20 protein-coding genes and 3 tRNA genes are annotated in these 26,219 nt (G+C 48.7%); 22 read left to right on the top strand and 1 reads right to left on the bottom strand.

Going from position 1 to position 26,219, the window contains the following annotated elements; translation table 11 throughout:
* Positions 1-24 precede the first annotated feature (24 nt).
* The 4 genes from ndk to fusA all read left to right on the top strand — a co-directional run bounded on the left by ndk (position 25) and on the right by fusA (position 3,593).
* Positions 25-462, top strand: coding sequence for a nucleoside-diphosphate kinase (gene ndk / locus ALO_RS01150; RefSeq protein ID WP_004091950.1), 438 nt, complete (start codon positions 25-27; stop codon positions 460-462).
* A gap of 26 nt (positions 463-488) precedes the next feature.
* Positions 489-1,001: a cob(I)yrinic acid a,c-diamide adenosyltransferase gene (locus tag ALO_RS01145; RefSeq protein ID WP_004091948.1), complete on the top strand. Its 513-nt coding sequence runs from the start codon at positions 489-491 to the stop codon at positions 999-1,001.
* Positions 988-1,200, top strand: coding sequence for an FmdB family zinc ribbon protein (locus ALO_RS23710; protein ID WP_072031797.1), 213 nt, complete (start codon positions 988-990; stop codon positions 1,198-1,200). Before ALO_RS01145 ends, ALO_RS23710 begins: the two co-directional genes overlap by 14 nt.
* 305 nt (positions 1,201-1,505) lie before the next feature.
* A complete protein-coding gene (fusA, locus tag ALO_RS01140) occupies positions 1,506-3,593 on the top strand; it encodes an elongation factor G (RefSeq protein WP_004091946.1) in 2,088 nt (695 codons plus the stop codon).
* A gap of 65 nt (positions 3,594-3,658) precedes the next feature.
* On the opposite strand, the gene ALO_RS01135 is transcribed toward fusA, so the two are convergent.
* Positions 3,659-3,734, bottom strand: a tRNA-Gln gene (locus tag ALO_RS01135).
* A gap of 419 nt (positions 3,735-4,153) precedes the next feature.
* Here ALO_RS01135 and ALO_RS01130 point away from each other — a divergent pair.
* The 18 genes from ALO_RS01130 (at position 4,154) to pyrF (ending at position 26,219) form a co-directional block, all read left to right on the top strand.
* Complete coding sequence (locus ALO_RS01130) at positions 4,154-4,624, top strand: hypothetical protein (RefSeq protein WP_004091939.1); 471 nt, start codon at positions 4,154-4,156, stop codon at positions 4,622-4,624.
* A 311-nt stretch (positions 4,625-4,935) separates the two neighbouring features.
* Positions 4,936-5,991, top strand: coding sequence for an HD-GYP domain-containing protein (locus ALO_RS01125; RefSeq protein WP_004091937.1), 1,056 nt, complete (start codon positions 4,936-4,938; stop codon positions 5,989-5,991).
* Positions 5,992-6,849: 858 nt separating this feature from the next.
* A complete protein-coding gene (locus ALO_RS01115) occupies positions 6,850-7,983 on the top strand; it encodes a two-component system sensor histidine kinase NtrB (protein ID WP_004091932.1) in 1,134 nt (377 codons plus the stop codon).
* Positions 7,984-8,149: 166 nt separating this feature from the next.
* Positions 8,150-9,289, top strand: a complete 1,140-nt coding sequence (locus tag ALO_RS01110) for a L,D-transpeptidase family protein (protein WP_169313112.1) — start codon at positions 8,150-8,152, stop codon at positions 9,287-9,289.
* A gap of 123 nt (positions 9,290-9,412) precedes the next feature.
* Complete coding sequence (gene polA, locus ALO_RS01105; RefSeq protein WP_004091930.1) at positions 9,413-12,031, top strand: DNA polymerase I; 2,619 nt, start codon at positions 9,413-9,415, stop codon at positions 12,029-12,031.
* A 17-nt stretch (positions 12,032-12,048) separates the two neighbouring features.
* Positions 12,049-12,873, top strand: a complete 825-nt coding sequence (mutM, locus tag ALO_RS01100) for a bifunctional DNA-formamidopyrimidine glycosylase/DNA-(apurinic or apyrimidinic site) lyase (protein ID WP_004091928.1) — start codon at positions 12,049-12,051, stop codon at positions 12,871-12,873.
* 392 nt (positions 12,874-13,265) lie between these two features.
* Entirely contained in the window at positions 13,266-13,883 is a 618-nt protein-coding gene (gene coaE / locus ALO_RS01095) for a dephospho-CoA kinase (protein ID WP_004091926.1), read from the top strand.
* 55 nt (positions 13,884-13,938) lie between these two features.
* The gene (locus ALO_RS01090) at positions 13,939-14,514 is read left to right on the top strand and encodes a lytic transglycosylase domain-containing protein (protein WP_004091924.1); all 576 of its coding nucleotides are present in this window, start codon (positions 13,939-13,941) and stop codon (positions 14,512-14,514) included.
* Positions 14,515-14,550: 36 nt separating this feature from the next.
* Positions 14,551-16,155, top strand: a complete 1,605-nt coding sequence (locus ALO_RS01085; protein ID WP_238528187.1) for a peptide ABC transporter substrate-binding protein — start codon at positions 14,551-14,553, stop codon at positions 16,153-16,155.
* Between the two features lie 82 nt (positions 16,156-16,237).
* A tRNA-Leu gene (locus ALO_RS01080) sits at positions 16,238-16,323 on the top strand.
* A gap of 19 nt (positions 16,324-16,342) precedes the next feature.
* A tRNA-Leu gene (locus ALO_RS01075) sits at positions 16,343-16,426 on the top strand.
* Positions 16,427-16,649: 223 nt separating this feature from the next.
* Complete coding sequence (locus ALO_RS01070; RefSeq protein ID WP_004091920.1) at positions 16,650-17,960, top strand: amidohydrolase; 1,311 nt, start codon at positions 16,650-16,652, stop codon at positions 17,958-17,960.
* Positions 17,961-18,207: 247 nt separating this feature from the next.
* Positions 18,208-19,155 (top strand): aspartate carbamoyltransferase catalytic subunit, encoded by a 948-nt coding sequence (locus ALO_RS01065; RefSeq protein ID WP_004091918.1) that lies wholly within the window; start codon positions 18,208-18,210, stop codon positions 19,153-19,155.
* The gene (locus ALO_RS01060) at positions 19,139-20,428 is read left to right on the top strand and encodes a dihydroorotase (protein ID WP_004091917.1); all 1,290 of its coding nucleotides are present in this window, start codon (positions 19,139-19,141) and stop codon (positions 20,426-20,428) included. Before ALO_RS01065 ends, ALO_RS01060 begins: the two co-directional genes overlap by 17 nt.
* On the top strand, positions 20,425-21,483 hold the full coding sequence (carA, locus tag ALO_RS01055; protein ID WP_004091916.1) for a glutamine-hydrolyzing carbamoyl-phosphate synthase small subunit: 1,059 nt from the start codon (positions 20,425-20,427) through the stop codon (positions 21,481-21,483). The genes ALO_RS01060 and carA overlap by 4 nt, the downstream gene beginning before the upstream one ends.
* A 13-nt stretch (positions 21,484-21,496) precedes the next feature.
* Positions 21,497-24,718 carry a carbamoyl-phosphate synthase large subunit gene (gene carB / locus ALO_RS01050; RefSeq protein WP_004091915.1) on the top strand — a complete coding sequence of 1,074 codons (3,222 nt, stop codon included), beginning with the start codon at positions 21,497-21,499 and terminating at the stop codon, positions 24,716-24,718.
* The gene (locus tag ALO_RS01045) at positions 24,711-25,481 is read left to right on the top strand and encodes a dihydroorotate dehydrogenase electron transfer subunit (protein ID WP_004091914.1); all 771 of its coding nucleotides are present in this window, start codon (positions 24,711-24,713) and stop codon (positions 25,479-25,481) included. The genes carB and ALO_RS01045 overlap by 8 nt, the downstream gene beginning before the upstream one ends.
* A gap of 30 nt (positions 25,482-25,511) precedes the next feature.
* Complete coding sequence (gene pyrF / locus ALO_RS01040) at positions 25,512-26,219, top strand: orotidine-5'-phosphate decarboxylase (protein ID WP_004091913.1); 708 nt, start codon at positions 25,512-25,514, stop codon at positions 26,217-26,219.

The raw sequence follows: 26,219 nt of genomic DNA, 5'->3' as shown, positions 1-26,219 counted from the left end.
TAAATACACATGGGGAGGTTTGTTATGGATTTGACTATGGAAAGCACCACTCTGGTGTTGGTTAAACCGGATGGAGTGCAAAAAGGGATTATCGGCGATATCATCAGCCGCTTCGAACGGCGGGGATTAAAAATTATCGCTCTGAAAATGTTGCATCTCTCCAGGGAAAGAGCCGCGATTCATTATGAAGAGCATCAAGGGAAACCGTTTTTTGACGGATTGGTAGATTTTATTACATCAGGCCCCATTGTGGCCATGGTAGTGAAAGGAAATCAAGCCATAAAAGTAGTCCGTACCATGATGGGCACAACCAATCCGGTTGATGCGCTGCCGGGGACCATCCGCGGCGACTACGCCCTTACTATCGGTCATAATGTAATCCATGGCTCAGACAGTGAGCTGAGCGCCATTCGTGAAATTAAAATCTATTTTGATGAAAAGGAAATTAATCGGCTAGATTAGTTGTTTGAAGAAGGGGGGAAATCCGGGTGAAAATTTACACCAAAACTGGCGATAAAGGAACAACCGGACTCTTTACCGGCCAACGCGTCTCTAAAGACAGCCTCCGGGTAGAAGCCTACGGGACAGTAGACGAAATGGATGCTGCCCTGGGAGTGGCACGCTCTCTTTGTCAATCGAAAGATGTGGCGGCTACCATTTATGAAATACAAAAGTTACTGTGGTCTTTAATGGCTGACCTGGCCAGTGTCGGGGAAGCCCCGAACCGGATCACGGCGGAGCAGGTGGGCCGGGTCGAACAGATTATTGATGCTTATGACACCCAATTGCCACCTTTGAAGCAATTCGTGATTGCCGGGGATAACCGGGCTGCTGCCGCTATTAATTTGGCCCGGACAGTTACACGCCGGGCTGAACGTCTGGTTTGGTCCCTTGCCCGGGAAGAATTGGTCAATGAACAAGTGTTGGTACTGTTAAACCGGTTGTCTGATCTGTGCTTTATTTTATTCCGCGTGGAAGGTGAAGGCCATGCCGCTGTATGAATTTAAGTGCTTGGACTGCCATGCCCAATTTGAAAAAATATGTGGGATAGAATGGAACAATGCGCCCCATTCGGTTATTTGCCCAAAATGCGGGCATAATAACCTACAAAAATTAATTTCCCAATTTGCCGGAACGGGTCGCGCTGGCGGTTCGGGATGCAGTTCTTGTTCCGGTAACAGGTGCGGCAGCTGTAAGTAACCGTCACCCCCTGATCGCTGTGTTCATATACTTTACTATAGCTTTGTGGTCAAAGGGGGCGGATACGGTGAATTTGAAGTTTTATATTGTATCATTGCCACTGCCGCTACGAAAACTATTGCGGCTGTTTTACAAGAATAACCAAAAGTAACCAAGAATAATAACCGCCAAATATCAGTTTGGGGGTTATTATTTTTGGCTTAAAAAGAAGGAATATTCCAAGTTGGCAGAGAATTTTCACAGCAGGTTGATACGTCCAATGAGACATTTCATAATAAAATCACATTGCAAGGAGGGAACCGATTTTGAAAGAGTACAAAAGTGAAAACATCAGAAATGTCGGCATCATTGCCCATGGGGGGGCAGGTAAGACTTCCCTGACCGAGGCAATGCTCTTTAGTTCCGGGGCGGTCAATCGTTTGGGAAAGGTTGATGACGGAACATCCACAACGGATTTTGAACCGGAAGAAATACGCCGAAAGGTTACGATTAGCGCAGCCCTGGCGCCCTGTGAATGGAATGGACAAAAAATAAATATCGTCGACACTCCGGGTTATGCTGATTTTGTGGCTGAAGTCAAGGGATCTCTCAGCGCTGTTGACGCAGCTTTGGTGGTACTATGCGCCGCATCGGGGGTTGAAGTCGAAACTGAGAAAGTATGGCAATATGCGAATGATTTACATTTACCGCGTATTGCTTTTATTAATAAAATGGACCGGGAAAATGCAGATTTTTATAGCGTCCTGAATTCCATGAAAGAAAAGCTTGGCGGACACATAGTGCCTGTTCAGTTACCGATTGGAGCTCAGTCTGTCTTTAAGGGGATTGTTGATCTCGTTAAAATGAAAGCGTTGGTCCCGGTTAATAGCCAGTGCAGTCAGTATAATGAGACTGATATTCCGTCGGATATGGGCGACCAAGCCCAGGAAGCCAGACAGGCTATGCTTGAAGCGGTGGCTGAAACAGATGATGAGCTGCTTACCAAGTATTTAGAGGGTGAAGAGCTGACGGAACAGGAAATCAGCACAGGACTGCATAAAGGAATTATGCAAGGCAAGTTTTATCCTGTGCTGTGCGGTTCAGCGATGAAAAATATCGGTGTTTTTCAGCTGTTAAATTTGATTGTAGATAACATTGCTTCGCCTGCGGCCAAAGTGAGTGTCGGCAAACACCCCTTAACCCAGGAAACAGTGGAAAGAAAGGTCAGCGATCCGTTTTCCGCTTTGGTGTTTAAGACAACGGCTGATCCATTTGTCGGGCGGCTCAGTTATATTCGTGTGCTCTCGGGTCAGTTAAAGCCTGACAGCACCATCTATAATGCCTCCAAAGATAAAATGGAACGATTGGGCAGCCTTTTCGCCCTGCGGGGCAAAAATCAGGACCCTATGCCAGTTGCCAACGCCGGAGATATTGTTGTGGTTGCCAAACTTCAGGAGTCCGGTACCGGCGATACTCTTTGTGATAAGGATAAGCCGGTTATTTATCCTGGGATGGAGTATCCTAAGCCGATGTTCACCATGTGCATCGAGCCTAAAAACAAGGGGGATGAGGATAAAATCGGCAGTGCCCTGGGCCGCCTGACTGATGAAGATCCGACATTGCGGGTTCGCAAAGATGCCGAAACCAGGCAGCTGTTAGTGACCGGAACAGGTGAATTGCAATTGGATATTATGGCTGAGCGGATGAAACGCAAGTTTGGCGTTGAAATCAAACTCAGTACTCCTAAGATTCCTTATCGTGAAACCATTCGGGGCAATGTAAAAATCGAAGGAAAACACAAAAAGCAGAGCGGCGGTCATGGCCAGTACGGACACGTCTGGCTGCAGCTCGAACCACTTTCGTCTGGCGGTGATTTTGAATTTGTCGATGCGATTTTTGGCGGCGCTGTGCCCAGACAATATATTCCGGCAGTGGAAAAAGGAGTGCGAGATGCCTTGGCAGGCGGCATTCTGGCGGGATATCCCATGGTAGATGTAAAGGTAACTCTGACCGATGGCTCTTACCATACGGTTGATTCCTCCGAAATGGCATTTAAAATTGCCAGTACCATGGCCTTGCGCAAAGGTGCGCTGCAGGCGAAGCCGGTTCTGCTGGAACCTATCTACCAAATGGACGTTTTAGTTCCGGAAACCTATATGGGCGATGTCGTAGGAGATCTTAACGGTAAACGGGGACGGATTCAGGGCATGGAACCTAACGGAAAAGGTATGTCGGCCGTAAAGGCTCAGGTCCCCCTGTCAGAGGTGTTTAATTACGCCATTCATCTCCGCTCACTGACTCAAGGGCGAGGCAGTTTCGATATGAATTTTTCTCATTATGAAGAAGTTCCCCAGCGTATCGCCGAAACAATTATTGCCGGAGCGAAAAAAGATAAAGTAACAGAAGAAGAGTAAGAGTAGCGTAAAATCAGGCATAACAAAAAGTCCTCACTGCATTGCGAGGACTTTTTTTATTCTAGTGGCTGGGGCGGCTGGACTCGAACCAACGCATGCGGGAGTCAAAGTCCCGTGCCTTACCGACTTGGCGACGCCCCATTAGCATTTAATATTTATCTATTATATGAGAAATTTACCCAAAAAGCAAGTGAATATTATTTTGCATTGGTGATAATTCTTTACAGATGAACAACTGCGATTCGTGTGAAGGGAAATCGAAATTCTTTGACGAAGATACATTAAATTATTGCATCACCATGGACAAATTTTTGAAAAGCATAATTATCTTTTTCGTGCATATATTGAGGTGCTGGAAATGTATTTTTGATAGTTTATTGTTGGTTAGCAGGGTATTTGCTGTTTAATCCATGAGCCGGAAAGGAGCTGCCAGATTGAGAATTCACGTGGTGAAAGACGGCTGATACAGGTTATAGTTTGTGGCATTATTTGGCTAGTGACCGGCAAATATGGTTTTTGCTTCTATTATCCTGATGAAGTTAAGGAATGGGGCATACCCTATGTTTGGGGTTTTTAAAGTTCCCAAAGCATTTCAGGCTGCAGAGTTTACCTCATTAAGAGAATTATTGAACGCTCGGAAGGAGCAATCTTTAGATAACCAGTCTCAAGCTGCATTGAATTTCCCTGGTGGAAACAAAAATGGATTAGACGTGAACGGCATTGATTTTGCCGCATTCCAATTATCGTTGAATGACGGAAATTCATATCATTTGGCTTGGCTGCTGGCCCTGCAGGACAAACGCACGATCAAGCCAGGCGAGGATTATTTCTCCCAACAGGTTACCCTGCAGCAAAAAAACCAGGCGATTTTACTGCATGATTCTATTAATAACAATATAAGTCAATGGCAGTTTAATGACCCTAAAACAGGGGCAGGTTTTAAAATTCTGGAAGTTCCGCCATTTGAATTTATAACGGTAAATAAAAAACAGGCATACTCAGGCAGTGCCCGTTTTTTGATTACTCACTAGGATTTTCTTTTTCCTTTATGTGGAAAGATGTATATATTTAATAGCCGTAATCATACTTCAGCTATTGTTTTGATTACGCTTGACAGTGAACGTGAATTCTGGGTTTCAGCGTTTAATCGCATTGTGCCAACCTTGCAGGCAGGGAAAAATAACCGGTGAATTCCCCTAAAAAAACGGTGAGACGATCGTATTTTGTTAGCAGGAGTTTCTAAAAGAAAAAACGTAAATAGTTATTATTTATGATCGGATTTTGGCTTGATGCACAGATGCTGATACACCAATATCGTAAGCAATAAAATAGGAGGTTATTTATGCGACGTATATTGATAGAAAATGCCATACCAGGTCTTAAATTGGTACAGCCGGTTTTCGGCACCGACGGACAAACTATTCTGAGCGCCGGCACCGAAATAACGGAGTTTCATATCAAACGGCTACAAGAGATAGTCCGTCATATTTATGTCGAGGAAGCCGGCACAGAGGTTATTGAGGATACTGACCGTTCGGCGCAGGATGTCCGTTTTAACGTTTTACTGGAAGCATATAATATTGTCAATGGCATCAGTGTTGGCAAGCATGTAGACATTTTTAAGGAGAAAGAACAGGTACTGGTCTTATTAGATGAACTTTGCCAGCGCAAAGATATTCAGCCTGTTTTTATCGCCCTGCGCAATTATAACGATTATCTTTTTGAGCATTCGATCAATGTTTTTTTTATTTCTATGTTAATCGCTATAGATATGGAGTTCGACAGGTCCCGGTTGCGGGAACTGGGTGTCGGATCATTGCTGCATGATACCGGGATGCTGCAGATTCCGGCTGCCATTGTCAACAAACCAGGGAAATTAACCATTGAAGAAACGCGGGAAGTGAAAAAACATACCGAATTGGGCTATGAACTGCTCCGGCAGAACCCGGACATTAGTTTGATGGCAGCCAACTGTGCATGGCAGCATCACGAGCGGTTTGATGGCAGCGGTTATCCGCGGGGTCTCAGAGAAAAAGAAATACACGAATTTGCCCGTATTGTGGCTGTCGCCGATGTTTATACAGCTATGACAGCGAAAACCCCCTACCGTAAGGCGATTCCGGTATACGACACAGTAGCGCTGATTGCCAAAACGGCCGGGGTATATTTTGACCATGAAATTGTCACCCACTTTATGAAAAAGGTAGTTGCCTTCCCACTGGGAGCAAATGTCCGCCTGAACAACAGGCAGATCGGTGTTGTTATCGATCATTTGGATGAGGCTAAGACCAAGCCGGTGGTTCGGCTTACTCTGGATGAGAACAACCAGACAATTAGCCGGGTTGTCAGGATTAATTATCATAACAGTCCTGAACTATATGTGGCTGAGGTAATATAATAGTGACAGGAAAAAGATTTCGCTATTAGCGAAATCTTTTTTATAGGATACTGAATAGTTTAATGTATCATCTATTGAATCATCTAGAAAGTGTAATAATATGGAGTTCGTTGGATCAAGGCGTTAAAAATTGCCTAGGCTGCAGACAAAAGTGAAAAAGTAACACATAGCAAATAAGTCAATGAGACTAAAAGCAGAACCAGCTTGCAAGGGGTCAAGCTGGTTCTGCTTTTTACGAGAGGGATGCCTTTAGTTGAGTGTGCTGCTCTGCCAAAAAGCCGGAAAAAAGCTATTGATTATATATAGGATCAAAGTAGATAAGACGGCAAAGCAAAATGCCGATCCGATCAACAGCCAAAAACTCAATTGTTCCTGGCGCTTTTGCGCTTGCTTACGCTGGATCCGTGATTTTGATAATCTTTCGGGTTCTTCCCAAAACAGCAACCGGATCACTTCCCTGTGTTAAAAAATGGATATTTTTATTATATCAAAAATGTAGAGTATTTAGCTACATAACAATTATATAATTATATAAAATATGTAAAAAAAAGTAATAATATTTACAATTTACATTAAAATGGAAAATAAAGGAATTTGCTACGGGTAAACCGCGAAAACACTTGAAATAAATAGCGGAATTAGTGTTAAATCACAGGTTATAAAATTTTAATTGTATTGGATTATAAAAATGAATAGGAATTAATATAACGAAATATATGATCTTATTATGATTATTTTTATATTATGTCGATTTTTTACGAAAACTATATGACCAAAATTAGGAGGAATTACAATAATTTACAAGAACATTAAATAGTATAAATAATAAAAACGCCTCAGGAAAGGAGCTGGCGAATTGTGTTTACCAGTGAGGCCCTGAATTTTCCGGCTATAAGCCTAGTAAAAGAAGATGAGCATAAAGAATTTTGCAATATGGCTAAAACCGGTATCATATACGTGGATAAAGGGATGAAGATACGCAATATCAACGGAGAAGCAGAAAAGCTATGTTCTCTGGAACGATCCAAAGTGATTGGGCACCGAACAGATCAAGTCTTTCGCCATAGCAATGCTTTCTTGCAATTTTTTCAAGATGCTGCCCGCAACGAATATTTTACCAATAATATTCGGTTAACGACAGGCGAGCAAGTTAGATTCATTCATGTTGATGCGGTAAAATTGAAAAAACCGGCAGGAGAAATGACCGGTATGATTGTCATGTTACAGGACGTTTCCAATGTGCGTTCGACTCTGAAACAAATCCAGACCACCCAATTATTAATGGCCATGGCCGAATTAGCAGCCGGAGTCGCCCATCATGTCCGCACTCCGTTAACCACGATCGGCGGGTACCTGCAGGTCATGCTCAACAGACTGGAAAATGACCAGTATATGGTGCGGCGCGATGTGTTAGAAATGCTCTTGGGCGAAGTGTCCTATATCAATAATGTGGTCAAGGAGCTTGTCTTATTTGCCAAACCGCCTGTGCAGAGAGAGCCGGGGGTTGATGTCAATAAGATTGTGGAAGAGAGCTTATTGTTGACATTTAAGGAACTGGGCGGAGAAAACATTGAAATTGATAAACAGCTTGCGGCTTCTATACCGCATATTAGCGCGGACAGCAACCTCTTAAAACAGGCAATGGTCAACATTATGCAGAATGCGGTAGAAGCCATGCCTGACGCCGGGCAGCTGGGAATCAGAACATGGATCCATTCTGATTCCAATATGATGGTTGTTTCCGTAACCGATACGGGCAGCGGCATTACTCCCCATATACTGCATAAAATATTTGAGCCGTTCTATACAACGAAGTTGGACCGCATGGGCTTGGGGCTGCCCATTGCTCATAGAATCATTCATGAGCATAAGGGGTTCATTCACATTACTTCTACCGGGAAAGGGACCAAGGTCTTGGTTTATTTACCACTGGTGGAATCGCAAAAACGGCAACTATCTACTACGTATCAACAAATTCTTAACCTTCAGTAACTTCGTGTGACATAATTTAACATCGTGTCATAGGCATAGAGTATCCCACATATATGTTATTACTGCTAAAATACTTTAGCAAAGAAGGGATTTCTCTATGCGGATGGGGCGATGTTTTTTTCTTTTGGGGATATTTTTGTATGTTATTTTAGGAATGACGTCTGCTATGGCGCAAACATCAGAAAAGAAAATCATAGTGAATCTCCCCAGTCGAACGTTAGAGTATTATTGCGGCGATTTTGTCAAACAGTATCCGGTAGCCATTGGAAGCCCTTTAACACCAACTCCGTTAGGGCAGTTTAAGATTACAAGCTTGGACGTAAATCCCTGGTGGTATCCTCCAAATGGCGGCCAGGCGGTTCCGTCGGGCCCCCATAACCCTCTGGGATACCGCTGGATAGAGTTTCTGCCCGCTTACGGTATTCATGGCACCAATGCTCCCTGGTCCATTGGTTTGGCTGTTTCTAACGGATGCATACGCATGCGTGAGCCGGATGTGGAAGAATTGTTTGAAATGGTATCATTGGGCACTTCGGTCAGCATCACATATGAGCGCATACGGATATGCATAGACCGGCGGGGAAAAGCCACTCTCAGCATCTATCCCGATTTATACAATTACCGTAGTATTACCCCAGATGATGTAGTGAAGAAATTGGAAGAGTCCGGTTGCGGCGGTTTGCTGACAGAGAGAGACATTCAGAATCTGATGAAAACCGGAACAGAACATCAGATAATATTGGCATATTTCCATCAGTTGATGCTGAACGGTAAGCAGCTTGGTCCCAAGGGCTTTTCCACCGGAGAAGTCAAGTATGTGCCGGTAAAGGAGGTAGCTAATGAAATGAGGACGGCGATCACCTGGGATGCAAAGAACCAGTTGGTCCGTTGGGGATCCCGGTTTGCCAGCGGAAAAATAAGAGGAGGGGTGCTGTACGTAGCCTCGGAAAATATTCCTGTTTTGTTTGGCGGACAGCAGCAATACCGACCTGATACCAATACAATTGAAATGGAAATATTAACATGGTTTCTAAACGGAATCCCAATGAACGGAGAACCACCACACATGGGGAAGGTGCCCAGCGTCCCGGTGCTGCCTCTGGCTCAGGCACTGGGGCAAAAAATCAGCTGGGATGCGGAAACCCTCACACTCACGATACGCGGACGGCGGGTTCCGGTTGAAATGGTTAACGGTCAGCCTTATATTCCCATTACTCATATATTTGAATATTTTCAAGCATATGTTTATTGGAACGAAGCAGCCCGAAGCGTTGAACTGACTTACCCTCAGGGCGGAAACGATTAGTTTCCGTCTTTTTCTGTGAGCGCATAGAAAAACAGGGGCAGACAATAAACTATAAAGGGTTTTCCCGACGGACAGCCAATATATAAAAAGTTAGCGAGTAACAATGAGGTATGAGGTGGGTTTATGTCCACGAAATTTATGATTATTGACGGCAGCAGTTTAGTTCATCGCGCTTTTTACGCCTTACCGATTCTTTCAACGGCCGGCGGTATTTATACTAACGCTGTATACGGTTTTACCACCATGTTGCTGAAGCTGTTGGAAAATGTAAAGCCCGATGCCGTGGCTGTCGCCTTTGATAAGAGCAGGATTACCTTTCGCAATGAATTCTACCAGGCCTATAAAGCCCATCGCCAGGCGACTCCTTCTGAACTGGCCGAGCAGTTTTCCTATGTGCGCCGCTTGGTTGAGGCCTTTGGCATCAAAGTTCTAGAAGAAGCCGGATATGAGGCGGATGACATTATTGGCACTGTAGCTTGTCAGGCAGAACAACATGGGTTTGATGTGCTGATCGTAACCGGAGACAAAGATGCGTTACAGTTGGTTAAACCCGGCGTACAGGTCATGCTTACCCGTAAAGGGATTACGGATTTGGAAGTTTTTAACCCGGAAACCTTTTTCGCTAAGTATGGTATAACTCCCAAACAATTTATCGATATGAAAGGCCTCATGGGAGACCCTTCCGACAACATCCCGGGCGTAGCCGGGATCGGCGAAAAGACCGCACTGAAATTACTGCAGCAATTCGGTGATATGGAAGCTGTGCTGCAGCATCTGGATCAGGTATCGGGGAAAAAGCTGCAGGAGACTCTGGCAAACAGTGTTGAAATTGCCTTGTTATCCAAAAAATTAGCTACGATTGTCTGTGATATGCCCCTTGCCTTTGAGGCCGAAAGCTATAAGTTCCAGCCGGATATGGCCAAATTGCAGGAACTGTTTATTCTGCTGGAGTTTCAAAGCCTTATTCCCCGCCTGACAGGCCTGACCGCCGGCAAAACTATCCCGGCCCTTGAGGAGCATAGTCTGCCAACTGCCCAAATTGCCGTTTCTGCTGAAGATTTAGCGGAGATACGGAAAAGTCTAAGGACTGATTCTTGCCTGGCGGTATTTCCAGTCGTGAGCGGAGCGGTTCCGGCTCTGACAGTGGATGGCATGGCTGTCAGCTGTCAGGGCCAGGCAGTATATGTGCCCGCTGATTCTGCCTGCTGGGATGGGATCCTTTCCTTACTGGCGGATTCGTCTGTGGCTAAAATGACCCATGACGGGAAACAACTATTGAATAGTTGCCGTCAGATGGGGGCGCCATGCCGTCATCTGGCCTTTGACACCATTATTGCCGCTTATCTGATTGAGCCCTCTGCCACTGACTATTCATTGAATGTATTAAGTCACCAATACCTCTCACAGATGGCAAATGTTACGGCTGGCGACAGTCAGTCTTCTGATTTTGCCGTCTGGGCTGCTCGCACCATCGAAGCCTTGTACCCTGTTTTTAGACAGCGCCTGGAATCGGCCGGATTATTTTCTCTCTTTGCCGATATCGAAGTTCCTTTGGTTGATATTCTGTCAGCGATGGAGACAGGTGGCATTACAGTTGACACAGAACATTTAAAAACCATAAATCGGGATTTGTCGGCCAAGATTGAAAAGTTATTGGCTGCTATCTATGCCATCTCCGGTGAACAATTTAACGTGAATTCTACGAAACAATTAGGGGCGTTGCTATTTGATAAATTGCAACTGCCAGTCATCAAAAAAACCAAGACCGGCTATTCTACCGATGCGGAAGTGCTGGACAAGCTATTAGGCAGGCACCCGGTAATAGAGTATCTGCTGAATTATCGGATGCTAACCAAATTGAAATCCACCTATCTGGACGGCATGGGGATTCTGGTGAATTCTCTTACCGGACGAATTCATACTACCTTTAACCAAACCGTTACTACTACGGGCCGGTTAAGCAGTTCGGAACCCAATCTGCAAAATATCCCCGTTCGTACGGAAGAAGGGCGCCGTATCCGGGAATTGTTTATTCCCGGACGTGATTGGAATCTGATTTTATCGGCGGATTATTCACAGATTGAACTGCGCGTTTTAGCCCATATGTCAGACGATGCCAACCTGATCGACGCCTTTCGGCAAAACCAGGATATTCATACCAGAACCGCTTCTGAAGTATTCGGGGTATCAATGGCGGAGGTGACTCCGCCGATGCGCTCCAAAGCCAAAGCGGTCAACTTCGGCATTGTCTATGGGATTAGCGATTACGGTTTATCGCGTGATATTGGGGTTGCGCGCAAAGAAGCCGCTCTATATATTGAGAGCTATTTTTCCCGATATCCCGGCGTGAAAAAGTATATGGAACAATCCGTTGCCATGGCTAAGGAACAGGGGTATGTATCCACATTGTTCGGCCGGCGGCGCTACCTGCCGGACATTAACAACAGCAATTTCAGCCTGCGGTCTTTTGCCGAAAGAACGGCCATGAATACGCCGATTCAGGGGACCGCTGCCGATATTATCAAGAAGGCCATGGTGGATGTATATGCCCTGATGCAAGAGAGAAGGCTCAAAAGCCGCATGCTGGTACAGGTACACGATGAACTGCTGTTCGAAGTGACAGAAGAAGAAAAAGATGAAGTAGCCAGTCTGGTTAAGCAGGCTATGGAACAAACGGTAGAGTTGTCAGTGCCGCTGCTGGTGGATGTTAATACAGGGGAAAATTGGGCAGCGGCAAAATAAAATGTGGAGGGATTTCAATGCCAGAGTTGCCTGAAGTAGAAACGATTCGCCGCAATCTGGAATCCCATATTGTCGATAAACAGATTACGGCAGTAGATATTTTCCTGCCACGGCTGGTAAAATGGCCCTCGGCCGATGAATTTCGAGCGAGGGTCTTAAAGAAGAAAATCAACAGGCTGGAGAGAAAAGGAAAATACTTGCTCTTGCGCTTGCAGGGGGATATTACACTCATTATTCACCTGAGAATGACCGGGCAGTTATATATCGCCGAAGCCGGCCATGTAACTGACCGGTTTGAACGCATCCGCTTGCATTTAGATTCGGAAGAGGTATTGGTTTATTCGGATGCCCGGACCTTGGGCACTTGGTATGTCATGCCGGATCATGAGCTGGGACGTGTACACGGGCTTGAGTCTCTCGGGCCGGAACCGTTATCAGAGCCATTCACGGTTTCCTATCTGGCCGCAATATTTCGCAGCCGCACGGGGAAAATAAAATCATTGCTCCTCAATCAGGAACTGATCGGCGGCCTGGGGAATATATACGCTGATGAAAGCCTGGCATTGGCGGGAATTTATCCTGAACGTCCCGCTAACAGTCTGAACTCAGATGAATTGGAGGCATTGCACCAGGCCATTAACACGGTAATTAGCCAGGCTTTACAAAATGCCGGTACAACCTTTCGGGATTATCGCAACGGTTATAGACAGGAAGGTCACAATCAGCATCATCTCAGGGTGTATGGCCGTAAAGGCCAGGCCTGTCCTATATGTGGCAGCACGATAGTGCGCATTGAAACGGCAGGGAGAGGGACGCACTATTGCCCCCAGTGCCAGCACTAGGGGGGCCGTTGAAAAAGGCCCATCTGCGTCACTTCAGCCTCCTGCGGGCGGGCTCAGTCAGAAAGCGTCGCTTCGGGTTCACAGGCAACAGATATTTGTCCCGTGACTACGCCGACAAGCGGCCTACGTTCCTCCTGATCGAACGATGCTCTGCATCGTTCTAGTATCGACGTATCTGCGAATGTACAGTCTCACGCCTGTCCTCGTCGCGCTATTAGAATTTATTACTTTTCGGGATATAGGTTGTAGCGGATGTTTTCTCATAAGCCGAAAAGTCACTTAATTTCTTCAGTATGGCAACGCAGGCGTTGCTCTTGCATCTGAACCTTTTTGAACGGCCCCGGGTTCGAGGTGACAGATGAGAATTACATCCGATCTTCAGGCAGGAGGTTATGATGGTTATCATTGGCCTGACCGGTGGCATTGCCAGCGGGAAAAGTAGCGTAAGCGCTGTTTTGAAAGAATGCGGCGCACTTGTCATTGACGCCGATGAGGTGGCGCGTCAGGCTGTGCAGCCGCAGCAGCCGGCCTGGTACAAGATTATCGGAAACTTTGGCCGGACGGTATTGTTGGAAGATGACCAGATTGACCGTAAACAACTGGGAAATATTATTTTCCATGATCCCGTGAAAAAATTGCTGCTGGAACAATCCACTCATCCCTATATTCTGCAGCTGGTACAGGAACGTATTGCCCAGGGGAAAAATGAGGGCTACGATATTATTGTATTGGACGTACCTTTATTGTTTGAGGTTGGCTGGGACAAAATGGCGGATCAGATCTGGGTTGTTTATGTGAGTAAAGCGACCCAGTTAGCTCGTCTGATGCAGCGGGACCGCCTTTCCGATCTTGAAGCGCTGGTGCGCATAGGCTCTCAGATGAGCCTGGAAGAAAAAAAGGCCAGGGCAGACTTGGTCATTGACAACGGTGATACGCCGGAGTGTACCCGCGAGCAAGTAATTCAGGCCTGTAACCGAGTACGGAACCAGGCGGGAGAACAACAGAAATAAAAACATTTTTTGAGTTTCCGATACATATTCTGTAACGAGTATAATAACGGAGTGGATGATTTTGCAAGGTCTCACCCGGGTGAAACTCCTGGTGACAATGTGTCTTTTTTTGGTGATAAGCGGGGTGTTCATTTACCGCAGCGATTGGTTTCAAGAGACTTTCCTCTACCCCTTTCTCTATCGGAGCACCATTTACCATTATGCATTGGAGAATGAAGTGGATCCTTATCTGGTAGCGGCAGTCATAAGGACGGAAAGTAAATTTATACCGGAAGCACAGTCGCCCAAAGGGGCTTTGGGCCTGATGCAAATGATGCCGGAAACAGCCCAATGGGTGGCTGAACAAAGCAAGACTGTCGGTTTTACACCTGAGACCCTTACCCAGCCGGAAATGAATATTCGCCTTGGTACCTGGTACCTGGCATCTCTAAAGCATGAATTCGAAAACAATGAAGTTTTGATGCTGGCTGCCTACAATGGAGGGAGAGGCAATGTAAAGGAATGGATGAAAAAATATGGCTGGACCATGGGATTTTCTGATGCCTCCCAGATTCCTTTTAAAGAAACGAGGGAATACGTTGGTAAAGTGTTGTATCATAAACAGCGTTATCAAGACCTGTATGGGAGATAGAGGTGTAGTTTGCAATTGAAAAAGATGCTTTGTATTATGTTAGCTTTCGGATTGCTGATATTTAGCGCTGCCTGCAGCAACAAGTCCGCCCCTCAGGATTCTCAGAAAAAAAGCCCGGTAATGCCGGGCGGGCGACTGGTCTTTGCCAGCAGCTATGAACCCAACACGTTAAATCCTTTGTTATCTGACCTGGTCAGCGCCAAGGAAGTGGCCAGTCTGGTTTTCAGCGGCTTAGTCCGAATGAATGACAAAGGGGAATGGTTCGCCGACCTGGCGACGGAAGTGCCTTCTCTGCAAAATGGCGGCGTAAGCGCAGATGGCCGTACTGTGACCTACCGGTTGCGGCAGAATGTTCTCTGGCATGACGGTGTGCCGTTTACGGCTGACGATGTGGTTTTTACCTGGCAGGTCATCATGAATCCTAGAAACAACATTGTAACGCGGGAAGGATACGATCAGATTCTTTCGGTAGAAGCAGTGGACAAATATACTGTTGTAATGAAATTTCGCCAGCAGTATCCTCCCTATCTGACCCTGTTTTCCGCTATTTTACCCAAGCATTTGCTGCAATCGGCGGATTTTGCCAAAACAGCCTTTCACCGGGCGCCGGTGGGAACCGGGCCGTTTATCTTTAAACAATGGCGTATTGGCGAGGATATCACTCTGGATGCAAACCACAACTATCACTTAGGCAAGCCGGTATTGGACAGTATCCTTTACAGAATCATTCCCGACCTGAATGTCCTTTTGACCCAGCTAAAAGCCGGTCAGATCGATATTGTCGGCGGTCTTGATTTGGCCTATCTGGAACAAATTAAAGCCATGGACGGGGTTCGTTCGTTTTTTTCTCCGACCCTTGTTTGGGAGCATCTGGACTTGAATATGGACTCTCCGCTGCTGCGGGATGTTCAGGTACGAACCGCTATTGCACTGGGGTTAGACAGGCAGGCGATTATCAATGCCGCCTTAAAGGGAACCGCTTCGGTTGCAGCAACGGATCAGGCTGCTTTTTCATGGGGCTGCAATCCGGCGCTTCAGCCTGCGGCTCGCAATCTGACGGCGGCCCGTGAGACGCTTACTCAGGCAGGCTGGAAACTGGGAACAGACAATGTTTTTGTCAAGGATGGGCGCAAACTGGCCATTTCCCTGATGACTACTAATGGCAATAAAACTCGGGAAATTGCCGCTCAGGCTGTTGCCCAGCAGTTGAAAGAATTGGGCATAGAAGTTTCGCTTCGTTTTATAGACTCTAAACAGCTGTTTTCTACTGTTTTGCCGGGCAGAAGGTTTGACGCGGCAATGTATGCCTGGCAATTAGGACAGGACCCTGATAATCGAGGACTTTGGCATTCCCGCAGTATTCCCGCGCCTCACAATCAGTACTTGGGTAAGAATTACTCCGGCTGGCGAAATCCTGAAGTAGACAATTTGACCGACCAGGCTTTCCAAACAATGGATGTAATGGCGCGCCAGCAAATGTATTACCGGGTACAGGAACTGATGCTGCAAGATTGGCCAGCCATTCCTCTGTATTTCCGGACTGAGTTGGGCGTAACCAAACATAGTATCGTGAACTACCAACCGACGGTCAATGGCGGTGCGCTCTGGAATTCCTGGCAAATCGGCTTTGCTGCCCCGTAAAATCTTGATACAATTTTATAGACAAGGGTATTGACGCTTTGTCAATCTTGTGTTAATATTACTTCATTGTCGTATGACAGATGCGGCCGTGGCGGAACGGCAGACGCGCTAGCCTCAGGAGCTAGTGGGGGCAACCTCGTGGTGGTTCAAATCCACTCGGCCGCACCATAAAATCTGTTATTTGAACGCGGTTGTGGCGGAACGGCAGACGCACCATCTTGAGGGGGTGGCGAGGCAACTCGTGTGAGTTCAAATCTCACCAACCGCACCAAAGTATATGCGCAATGAAGCGTATGAGAGAGGATATCTCCCATACGCTTTTATTTTTTTCATAGTGGTATTTCAATATGGGAAAATTATTTCTTTATCTGAATTTTGCAGGAAAAACAAGCATACATACAGAAATTACGGACTGTACAGTGGGCGCCTTTAGGGTGCCCTTATCATGATTTTCGTATTAATGCACGGTTTAAAGAAATGGGGAGGTAATGGCTATGTTGGATGCAAGCGTGATCAAACTGGCGCAGGCAGTAGAGAAAAAAACAGTGGAACGGCGGCGGGACTTTCATAAATTCGCGGAAAGCGCCTGGACAGAGTTCCGTACCGCCTCCATCGTTGCTGATACACTGAGTTCTCTGGAATATGAGGTACTGGCAGGAGATCAGGCGATTGATGCCGCTGCCATGATGGGAGTACCGTCATTGCAGGAATTGAAAAAGCACGCCGAGCGGGCCCTGGCCCAGGGGGCCAATCCCAAGTGGGTAAATATCATGCAGGGCGGCAAGACCGGCGTGGTTGGCGTGATGCGGTTTGCCAAACCTGGCCCGACTGTAGCCCTCCGCTTTGATATGGATGCCAATGATGCAGTAGAGGTTCAGGAAGACAGTCATCGTCCTTACCGTGAAGGTTTTGCTTCGGTTAATAAAGATGCTATGCATGCCTGCGGTCATGACGGGCATACCGCTGTAGGGCTTGCCGTAGCGGAAGTTCTGGCGGGGCTGAAAGACCAATTGGCCGGGACCGTTAAGCTGATTTTCCAGCCGGCGGAAGAAGGCGTGCGTGGCGCTAAGGCCATGATGGTAAAAGGGATCGTTGATGATGTGGATTATCTGTTAGGCATGCACTTTGGCGTGACATTAAAAAGAGTGGGGCAGGTGGCTTGCCAAACGGAAGGATTTTTAGCCACCACCAAACTGGACGCCGTGTTTACCGGCGCCCCGGCTCATGCCGGCGCCGCGCCTGAAAACGGGAAAAATGCCCTGCTGGCGGCAGCAACCGCTTCTCTCAATCTGCATGCTATTTCCCGGCACAGCGCCGGCGCTTCGCGGATCAATGTGGGAGTGATGCAGGCAGGTACCGGACGCAATGTGGTGCCTGCAAACGCACTGCTGAAACTGGAGACTCGCGGTACTACCAGCGTCATCAATGAATATGTCTATACCGAGGCTATGCGGATCATCCAGACGGCTGCCGCTATGTATGATGTGAAAGTGGCGGTCACTGAAATGGGCGGCGCTGCCGGCTGTGGCAATGATGCCGCTTTGGTGGAACGAGTCCGTCAGGTAGCCGAGAGAATCAATCTGTTTGATGAATTTGTTCCGGCTGGTAATATCGGCGGCAGTGAAGACTGCACCTATTTTATGGAACGGGTGCAGCAGCATGGAGGTCAAGCCGCCTATGTAATGGTGGGAACTGAATTGACGGCGGGACACCATGATTTTAAATTTGACTTTAATGAACAGGCTCTATTTAAAGCGGTTGCTTTCCTTAGCAGCGCCGCTGCGGACCTTTTAGCGAAAAAATAAGATATAAATTGACATCTTTCAGGGATGCTGTTAAAATGTATACAAATCTAAATAGACCTTTAAACTAGTCCTGCGAGGCTGGTAAGGTAAATACGTTTTGTGCGTAGTGTTATGCCTTTTTGTGCCTTGCAGGTGCAAAAAGGCTTTTATTTAGAAAGAAAAAGCTCTGCGAAGCAGGCTTGTGTCCGAAATCTATACTCTCAATTATTGATGCACCAGTCCCAATTTTTATTAGGAGGATAGGCGTATGGCTAAAGACAGTACCGGTCAAGATATCTTAGAACTGCGCAGCATGCCGGTGGAAACGATGGAATCGATTCTGGCAACAGCCAAAGAAATGAAGAATATCGTTTTACGGGATATTAAAAAACTGCCGACATTGCGGGGCAGATCCATTATTAATCTGTTTTTTGAACCCAGCACCAGAACCAGAACTTCATTTGAGCTGGCCGGCAAGTACTTAGGCGCCGATGTGGTCAATATCACTACCAGCGCCAGCAGCGTGGTAAAAGGGGAAAGCCTGCGGGATACCCTGTTGACGGTGGAAGCCATGGGTGTGGATGTTATTGTCATGCGTCACTCAGCGGAGGGGGCGGCTCACTTTGCCGCTAAAGCTGTGCAGCCGATCATTGTCAACGCCGGCGACGGGGCCCATGAACACCCGACCCAGGGATTGCTTGATATGTTTACTATAAGAGAAAAAAAAGGTACGATAGCAGGTCAAAAGATTGTGATCATCGGCGATATTACCCACAGCCGGGTAGCCCGTTCTGATATCTGGGGCTTAAAGAAGCTGGGAGCTGATGTACATCTATGCGGACCTGCTACTCTTATGCCCAGAGATATAGGCGAACTGGGCGTGACGGTTCATGCCAGAGTGGAAGAGGCACTGGAGGGGGCGGATGTTGTGAATGTCTTGCGCATCCAAAAAGAACGCCAGCAGAAGGGACTGTTCCCCTCCGCCCGCGAATATGCCAGGATCTTTGGCGTCAATGACGCCCGCCTGAAATTAGCCAAACCGGATGTTTTGATTTTACATCCCGGCCCTATGAACCGGGGCCTTGAGATTGCGTTTGATGTGGCCTACAGTGAACAGTCTGTCATTCAGGAGCAGGTTACCAACGGAGTAGCGGTGAGAATGTCCATCCTATTTCAGGCACTGATGGGAGGAAAGAAAATTGAAGCTGTTGATTAAAGGCGGCCGCATTATCAACCCGGCGCTAAACATGGATATAGCCGGCGACATCTTGATTACAGATGGTTGCATTGCAGAGATCGGGCAGAAGATTGACGGGGCCGGGGCGGAGATATTCGATGCTACGGGCTATATTGTGGCGCCCGGTCTGGTCGATATGCATGTCCACCTGCGTGAACCCGGCTTGGAAGCCAAAGAAGATATTTATTCCGGCACCCGAGCGGCTGCAGCCGGCGGTTTTACCACCATCGCCTGCATGCCTAATACCAAACCGGTGGTAGACTCCTCCATCGCCGTATCGGGGATTATCCAGAGGGCTCAAAACGAAGGGGTCGTTAGGGTCAGGGCGATAGGCGCTCTGAGCAAAGGACAAGAGGGCAAAGAATTGGCCGAAATTGGCGATATGGTTGCTGCCGGAGCTGTGGCCCTCTCAGATGACGGGCATTATGTAAGCAGTGCCCGGTTGTTTCAGGCAGGGCTGTTATACGCCAATATGTTTGATAAAGTGGTCATTTCCCACGCGGAAGAGGAGAGTCTGGTAGAAGACGGCCATATGCACGAAGGAGCCATATCAGCCATGCTGGGAATGCGCAGTCGGCCGGCAGTAGCCGAGGATATTGCGGTGATGCGGGATGTCATGCTGGCGGAGTACACCGGCGCCCGTCTCCATATCGCCCATGTCAGTTCCGCCAATGCGGTGGAATTCATCCGGCAGGCCAAAAAACGCGGTGTTAAAGTCACGGCGGAAGCCACACCCCATCATCTGACTCTGACCGATGAAGCGGTGATAGGCTTTGATACGGCTACTAAAGTGAATCCTCCTCTGCGCTCCGCCGATCATGTTCAGGCATTGATTCAAGGACTGAACGACGGCACAATTGATGCCATTGCCACCGATCATGCGCCCCACGCGGCCGAGGAAAAAGATATGGAGTATATCTACGCCCCCAGCGGCTTTGCTGGTTTGGAAACGTCGGTAGGCGTGATTTTGACCTCTTTGTATCACACTGGTCAATGCACCTTGCCGCAGATTCTGGAGAAGATGACCATCGGTCCGGCCCGGATTCTGGGAGGGGAGGCCGGTGTATTGCAGCCGGGAGCGGCAGCTGACATCACTCTGATTGATCCAGACCGGGAATGGGTTGTGGATGAAACCACCTTTTATACCAAAGGAAAGAAAACGCCCTTTTCCGGCCAAAAATTAAAAGGAAAAGCTGTGGCTGTCTTTGTGGCCGGCGAATTAATCATGAAAAATGGTGAGGTGCTAAAATGAAGGGAAAACTGGTGTTAGAAGACGGCAGTGAATTTCCCGGAAACTTGCTCAATGGCTCGTCTGAATTAGGAGAAGTGGTTTTTAATACCGGCATGACGGGTTATCAGGAGACTCTGACTGATCCTTCCTATTGCGGGCAAATTATCACTATGACCTATCCTCTGATCGGCAATTACGGTACAGCTCAGGCGTTTAACCAGGCGACCCATTCCTATGCCAAGGGATTTGTAATCGGTCAGCTATGTGAGCATCCCGGCAACTATCAGGCGGAGGAAACCCTCCCCGCATATTTGAACGAACAAGGGATACCCTGTTTATATGACGTGGATACCAGGGCCGTTACCCGCAAGATTCGCGCCGGCGGTGCCATGAAGGGAGTCATTGTTCCGGCGGATACGGACAATGCCAGGGTGAAAGCCATCCTTGCGGGAGATGTGCCGTCGAATGTGGTGACAGCCGTCACTACCCGGCAGATGTACAAGATTCCGGGAAAAGGCCCTTCTGTGGTGGTCATGGATTTCGGTATTAAGCAGAATATAGTAAACAGCTTAGCCAAAACCGGCATGAATTTAACGGTTGTGCCGGCCGGCACCTCAGCTGCGGCTATCATGGAAATGAATCCGGACGGGCTGTTTTTATCCAACGGCCCTGGCGACCCTAAAGCCCTGCCGGGAGCCATTGCCACGATCAGAGAACTGCTGGATTATCGCCCTATCTTCGGTATTTGCCTGGGGCATCAACTGCTGGCTCTGGCCATGGGCGGCAATACCTATAAATTGCCGTTTGGTCACCGGGGGTCCAATCATCCGGTCAAGGATCTGATGACCGGCCGGGTCACCATTACTTCGCAAAATCATGGCTATGCAGTAGATGAAGCCTCCATTCAGGGGATGGATGTGACTGTGACCCACCGGGCGGTGAATGACGGCACCATTGAAGGGATGCGCCATAACCGTCTGCCGGTGTTTTCGGTGCAGTATCACCCGGAAGCCGCACCTGGCCCTGATGACAATGTCTACCTATTTGACCGATTCCTGGAAAATACGAAGCAATAAAGGGGGTATTGGCATGCCCAAAAATGTGGATTTACGTAAAGTGATGGTCGTAGGATCCGGCCCGATCGTAATCGGTCAGGCGGCCGAGTTTGATTATGCCGGTACCCAGGCTTGCCGCGCATTGAAAGAAGAGGGGCTGGAAGTTGTTCTTGTCAACAGCAACCCAGCCACTATCATGACGGATACGACCGTGGCTGACCGGGTATATATTGAGCCTTTAACGCCGGATTTTGTCGAGTCTATTATCAGCAAAGAGCGCCCGGACGGGCTGCTGCCCACCCTTGGCGGGCAGGTCGGCCTGAATATGGCGGTGAATCTGGCCGAGCGGGGTGTTCTGACCAAGTATGGGGTGAAACTCTTAGGAACGCCTTTGAATGCCATCAAAAAAGCCGAAGATCGGGAAATGTTTAAGGCGACCATGCAGGAAATCGGTGAGCCGGTTCCTGAAAGCGCCATTGTAGAAAGCATTAAGGAGGCCCAAACCTTTGCTTCCCGGGTGGGTTATCCCCTGATTGTCCGCCCGGCCTATACCCTGGGCGGCACCGGCGGCGGTTTCGTCACCAACGATATTGAATTAGTGGAAGTAACCACCCGGGGCCTGACCCACAGCCCTATCGGGCAGGTGCTGATTGAGCGCAGTGTGGCGGGTTGGAAAGAAATCGAGTATGAGGTTATCCGGGACTCCGCTGATAACTGCATCATCGTCTGCAACATGGAAAATATCGATCCGGTAGGGATTCATACTGGCGACAGCATCGTGGTGGCACCGTCCCAAACCCTAACTGATCTGGAATATCAGATGCTGCGGTCCGCTTCGTTAAAAATTATCCGCTCCCTGGGCATTGAAGGGGGTTGCAATGTGCAGTATGCGCTAGACCCCTACAGCAACAGCTATTATGTGATCGAAGTTAATCCACGGGTCAGCCGCTCCAGCGCCTTGGCTTCGAAAGCCACCGGGTATCCCATCGCCAAAGTGGCCAGTAAAATTGCCGTTGGCTATCATCTGGACGAGATCAAAAATGCCGTGACGGAAAAAACCATGGCTTGTTTTGAGCCGGCCTTGGATTATGTTGTGGTAAAATTTCCCCGTTGGCCCTTTGATAAATTTGTTGGCGCTGATAAATTGCTGGGAACCCAAATGAAGGCCACCGGTGAAGTTATGGCCATTGACCGGAGCCTGGAAGCAGCCTTATTAAAGGCCATACGTTCGCTGGAAATCGGACGGCATCATCTTAGCCTTCCTGCTTTGAGCAAGCTTAACCTGGATGAAGTAAGAAGCCGGCTCGCGATAAAGGATGACGAGCGGTTGTTTGTCATTGCCGAGGCACTGCGGCGAGGCCTCAAGCCCGATGAAATTCATCAGGTCACCCGAATTGATAAATTCTTCTTACAAAAGATACAAAATATCGTGACTATGGAGAAGCGGCTGGCAAAAGACAATTTGGAGGCGGTTCTTTTGGCGGCTGCCAAGCAGATGGGCTTTGCCGACCGGGCCATTGCCGAATGCATTGGCCGCACAGAGGCCGAAATAGTAGAATTGCGCCAGCAGTGGGGCCTTAAGCCCTGCTATAAAATGGTGGATACCTGCGCCGCTGAATTTGAAGCGGTTACTCCTTACTATTACTCAACTTATGCCCAGGAAGATGAGGTTAAACCGGGGAACGGCCGCAAAGTGATGGTGCTGGGTTCCGGTCCTATCCGCATCGGCCAGGGAATCGAATTTGATTATTGTTCGGTTCATTCGGTGCTGGCCTTGCGCCGTCTGGGCATAGAGTCGATTATCGTGAACAATAATCCGGAGACAGTCAGCACTGATTTTGACACCGCTGACCGGCTCTATTTCGAACCGCTTACCGCAGAAGATGTGATGCATGTCATTGATAAAGAAAAACCCGAAGGAGTCATCGTCCAGTTTGGCGGACAGACTGCCATCAACCTGGCGGGGCCCCTTTCTCAGAGAGGCGTCCGCATCCTGGGCACCTCGGTGGAGGATATTGATAAAGCGGAAGACCGGGAACGGTTTGATCAACTGTTAACTGAACTGAACATTCCCCGCCCCAGGGGAGAAACGGTCACCAACGCGAAAGAAGCCGTGCAGGCCGCCGCCGACATAGGCTATCCCGTGGTGGTGCGGCCTTCTTACGTATTGGGCGGCCGCGCTATGGAGATTGTCTACAGTGAAGCTGAATTGGTGGACTATATGAACCGGGCGGTGCAGGCTTCGCCGGATCATCCGGTACTGGTAGACCGATATATGCAGGGGATCGAAATGGAAGTAGATGCAATTTCCGACGGGATTGACGTATGCATTCCCGGCATCATGGAGCACGTAGAGAGAGCGGGAGTCCACTCCGGTGACAGCATCGCGGTGTATCCGCCTCAGACTCTGAGCCAGAAAGTTTTGGATACAGTTGTGGATTATACGAAAAAACTGGCATTGGGATTGAGAGTAAAAGGCCTTGTCAATGTGCAGTATGTCGCCGTCGATGAAATGGTCTATGTTATCGAAGTGAACCCCCGCTCCAGCCGCACTATTCCCTTTTTAAGCAAAGTGACTTCTGTTCCCATGGTTCCTATAGCCACCCGGGTGGCTTTGGGCGAAACCCTGCGCTCCATGGGTTACGCATCTGGTTTATTGCCGGTAAAGTCCTATACCGCCGTAAAGGCGCCGGTCTTCTCTTTCGCAAAAATGCAGCGGGTTGATGTCTCCCTGGGGCCAGAAATGAAATCCACCGGCGAAGTTATGGGGATTGATTACCACTATGCGAGGGCTTTGTATAAAGCTCTCACCGGCGCCGGCGTACGCATCCCGGAAGAAGGCCGGGTCCTGTTCACCGTGGCTGACAAGGATAAGGAAGAAGCTGGCGCACTGGCCAAAACTTGTTTGGAATTGGGCTATCATCTGGTGGCTACGGCCGGAACGGCCGCTTATCTGAAATCTCTCGGCTTACCGGTGGAACCCGCTCCGAAAATCAAAGAGGGGAATCCCAATATCATCGATATGATCAAAGGCGGACAAATTAACATGGTGGTCAACACCATTACCCGCGGCAAGGAACCGGTGCGGGACGGGTTTAAGATCCGGCGGGCGGCGGTGGAGCACGGCATACCCTGCTTAACCTCCATTGACACGGCCAGCGAGGTCTTTGGAGCATTGGACGTGATCCGGGAGCGCCGCCTGGTGTATTCCCTGGCGATTCAAGATTATGTGGGCGGAGGAGATGAGCTTGCCTAAACTCCTCGTCCAGGCTGCCATTCTGCAGCATATCGATCTGAGTTCATCGATCAAACAGATGACGATTGCCGCGCCGCTTTTGGCCCAGACGGCTCAACCCGGACAGTTTGTCCATGTGAAAGGGGCCGGACATCCGGAACCGCTGCTGCGGCGTCCCATCAGCATTGCCGGCGTAAATCGGGAAGCCGGCACTCTGACTCTGATCTATCGGATCGTAGGCAAGGGATCGGCCATGCTGGCCGCTCTCAAGCCAGGGGTCGATTTGTTGGACTGCCTGGGCCCGTTGGGGCAGGGATTTGCCTTGCGCGGCGAAAAGCCTTTATTGATTGGCGGTGGGATTGGCATTGCTCCGCTGCTGTTTCTGGCCCAGTGTTTATGTCCTTTGCCGGCAGAAATCATCATGGGAGGAAGAACTCAGGGCGAATTGACCTTTTGGCAGCCCCTGTTTAAAGATGCCTGCCAGCATATTCACGTGACAACCGACGACGGATCCCTGGGAGTGAAAGGTCTGACAGTAGATATTCTGCCCCAGATGCTGGCCAGGCACTTCGACATGATCTACGCCTGCGGGCCGCAGCCCATGCTGCGGGCCGTGACAGCCATCGCTGGGACGCACCGCGTCCCCTGCCAGGTTTCGCTGGAAGAGCGGATGGCCTGCGGCATCGGGGCTTGTCTGGTGTGTACCTGCAATACGGAGTCAGGCGCCAAAAAGAAAGTATGCAGTGATGGCCCGGTTTTTTGGGCCGAAGAAGTATTGCTGTAGCATAAAGTGTGCGATGGGGGTGAAGACAGGATGGAAGAACATTTAATTGTTGCCTTAGACGCCAGTTCTATGTCAGCTATGGAAAAAATAGTTTTAGCTCTGGGGGACAGTGTAAGCTATTATAAGGTCGGCATGGAACTATTTTACGCCACCGGCGGGCAGGCAGTACCTTGCTTGCTGCAGGCCGGGAAAAAGGTTTTTTTGGACCTGAAGCTTCATGATATTCCCAACACAGTGGGGCAGAGCATGGCCGTTCTGACCGGTCTGGGAGTCTCGATGCTCAATCTTCACGCCGGTGGCGGCCTGACCATGATGCGGCGGGCCCGGGAAGCAGTGGATAAGGCTAGTGCCGGCAATGGGGCGAAACGACCTCTGCTGCTGGCGGTTACCGTGTTAACCAGTATAGGGCAGGAAGAGTGGCAAAACCTGCACATGCCCGGTGAGATTGGCGCCCAGGTGGTTCATTTAGCGCAGTTAGCGCAAAAGGCTGGCATGGATGGGGTGGTTGCCTCGCCGCAGGAGGCGGCCTCGATTCGTGCTGCCTGCGGCAGGGAGTTCCTGATCGTGACTCCCGGCATCCGGCCTGCAGGGTCTGCTGAAAGTGATCAGCAGCGTATCGCCACCCCCCGGGGAGCCATCCGGGCAGGGGCCAGTTATTTAGTGGTCGGACGTCCGATCACCGGTGCTAAGAATCCCACAGCAATGGTACAGAAAATTATTGGGGAAATGGGGGATTAA

The organism is Acetonema longum DSM 6540, from assembly GCF_000219125.1.
Taxonomy (GTDB): Bacteria; Bacillota; Negativicutes; order Sporomusales; family Acetonemataceae; genus Acetonema; species Acetonema longum.
Note: the sequence above shows the minus strand (reverse complement) of the source record. Positions and strands in the feature narration are given on the sequence as shown.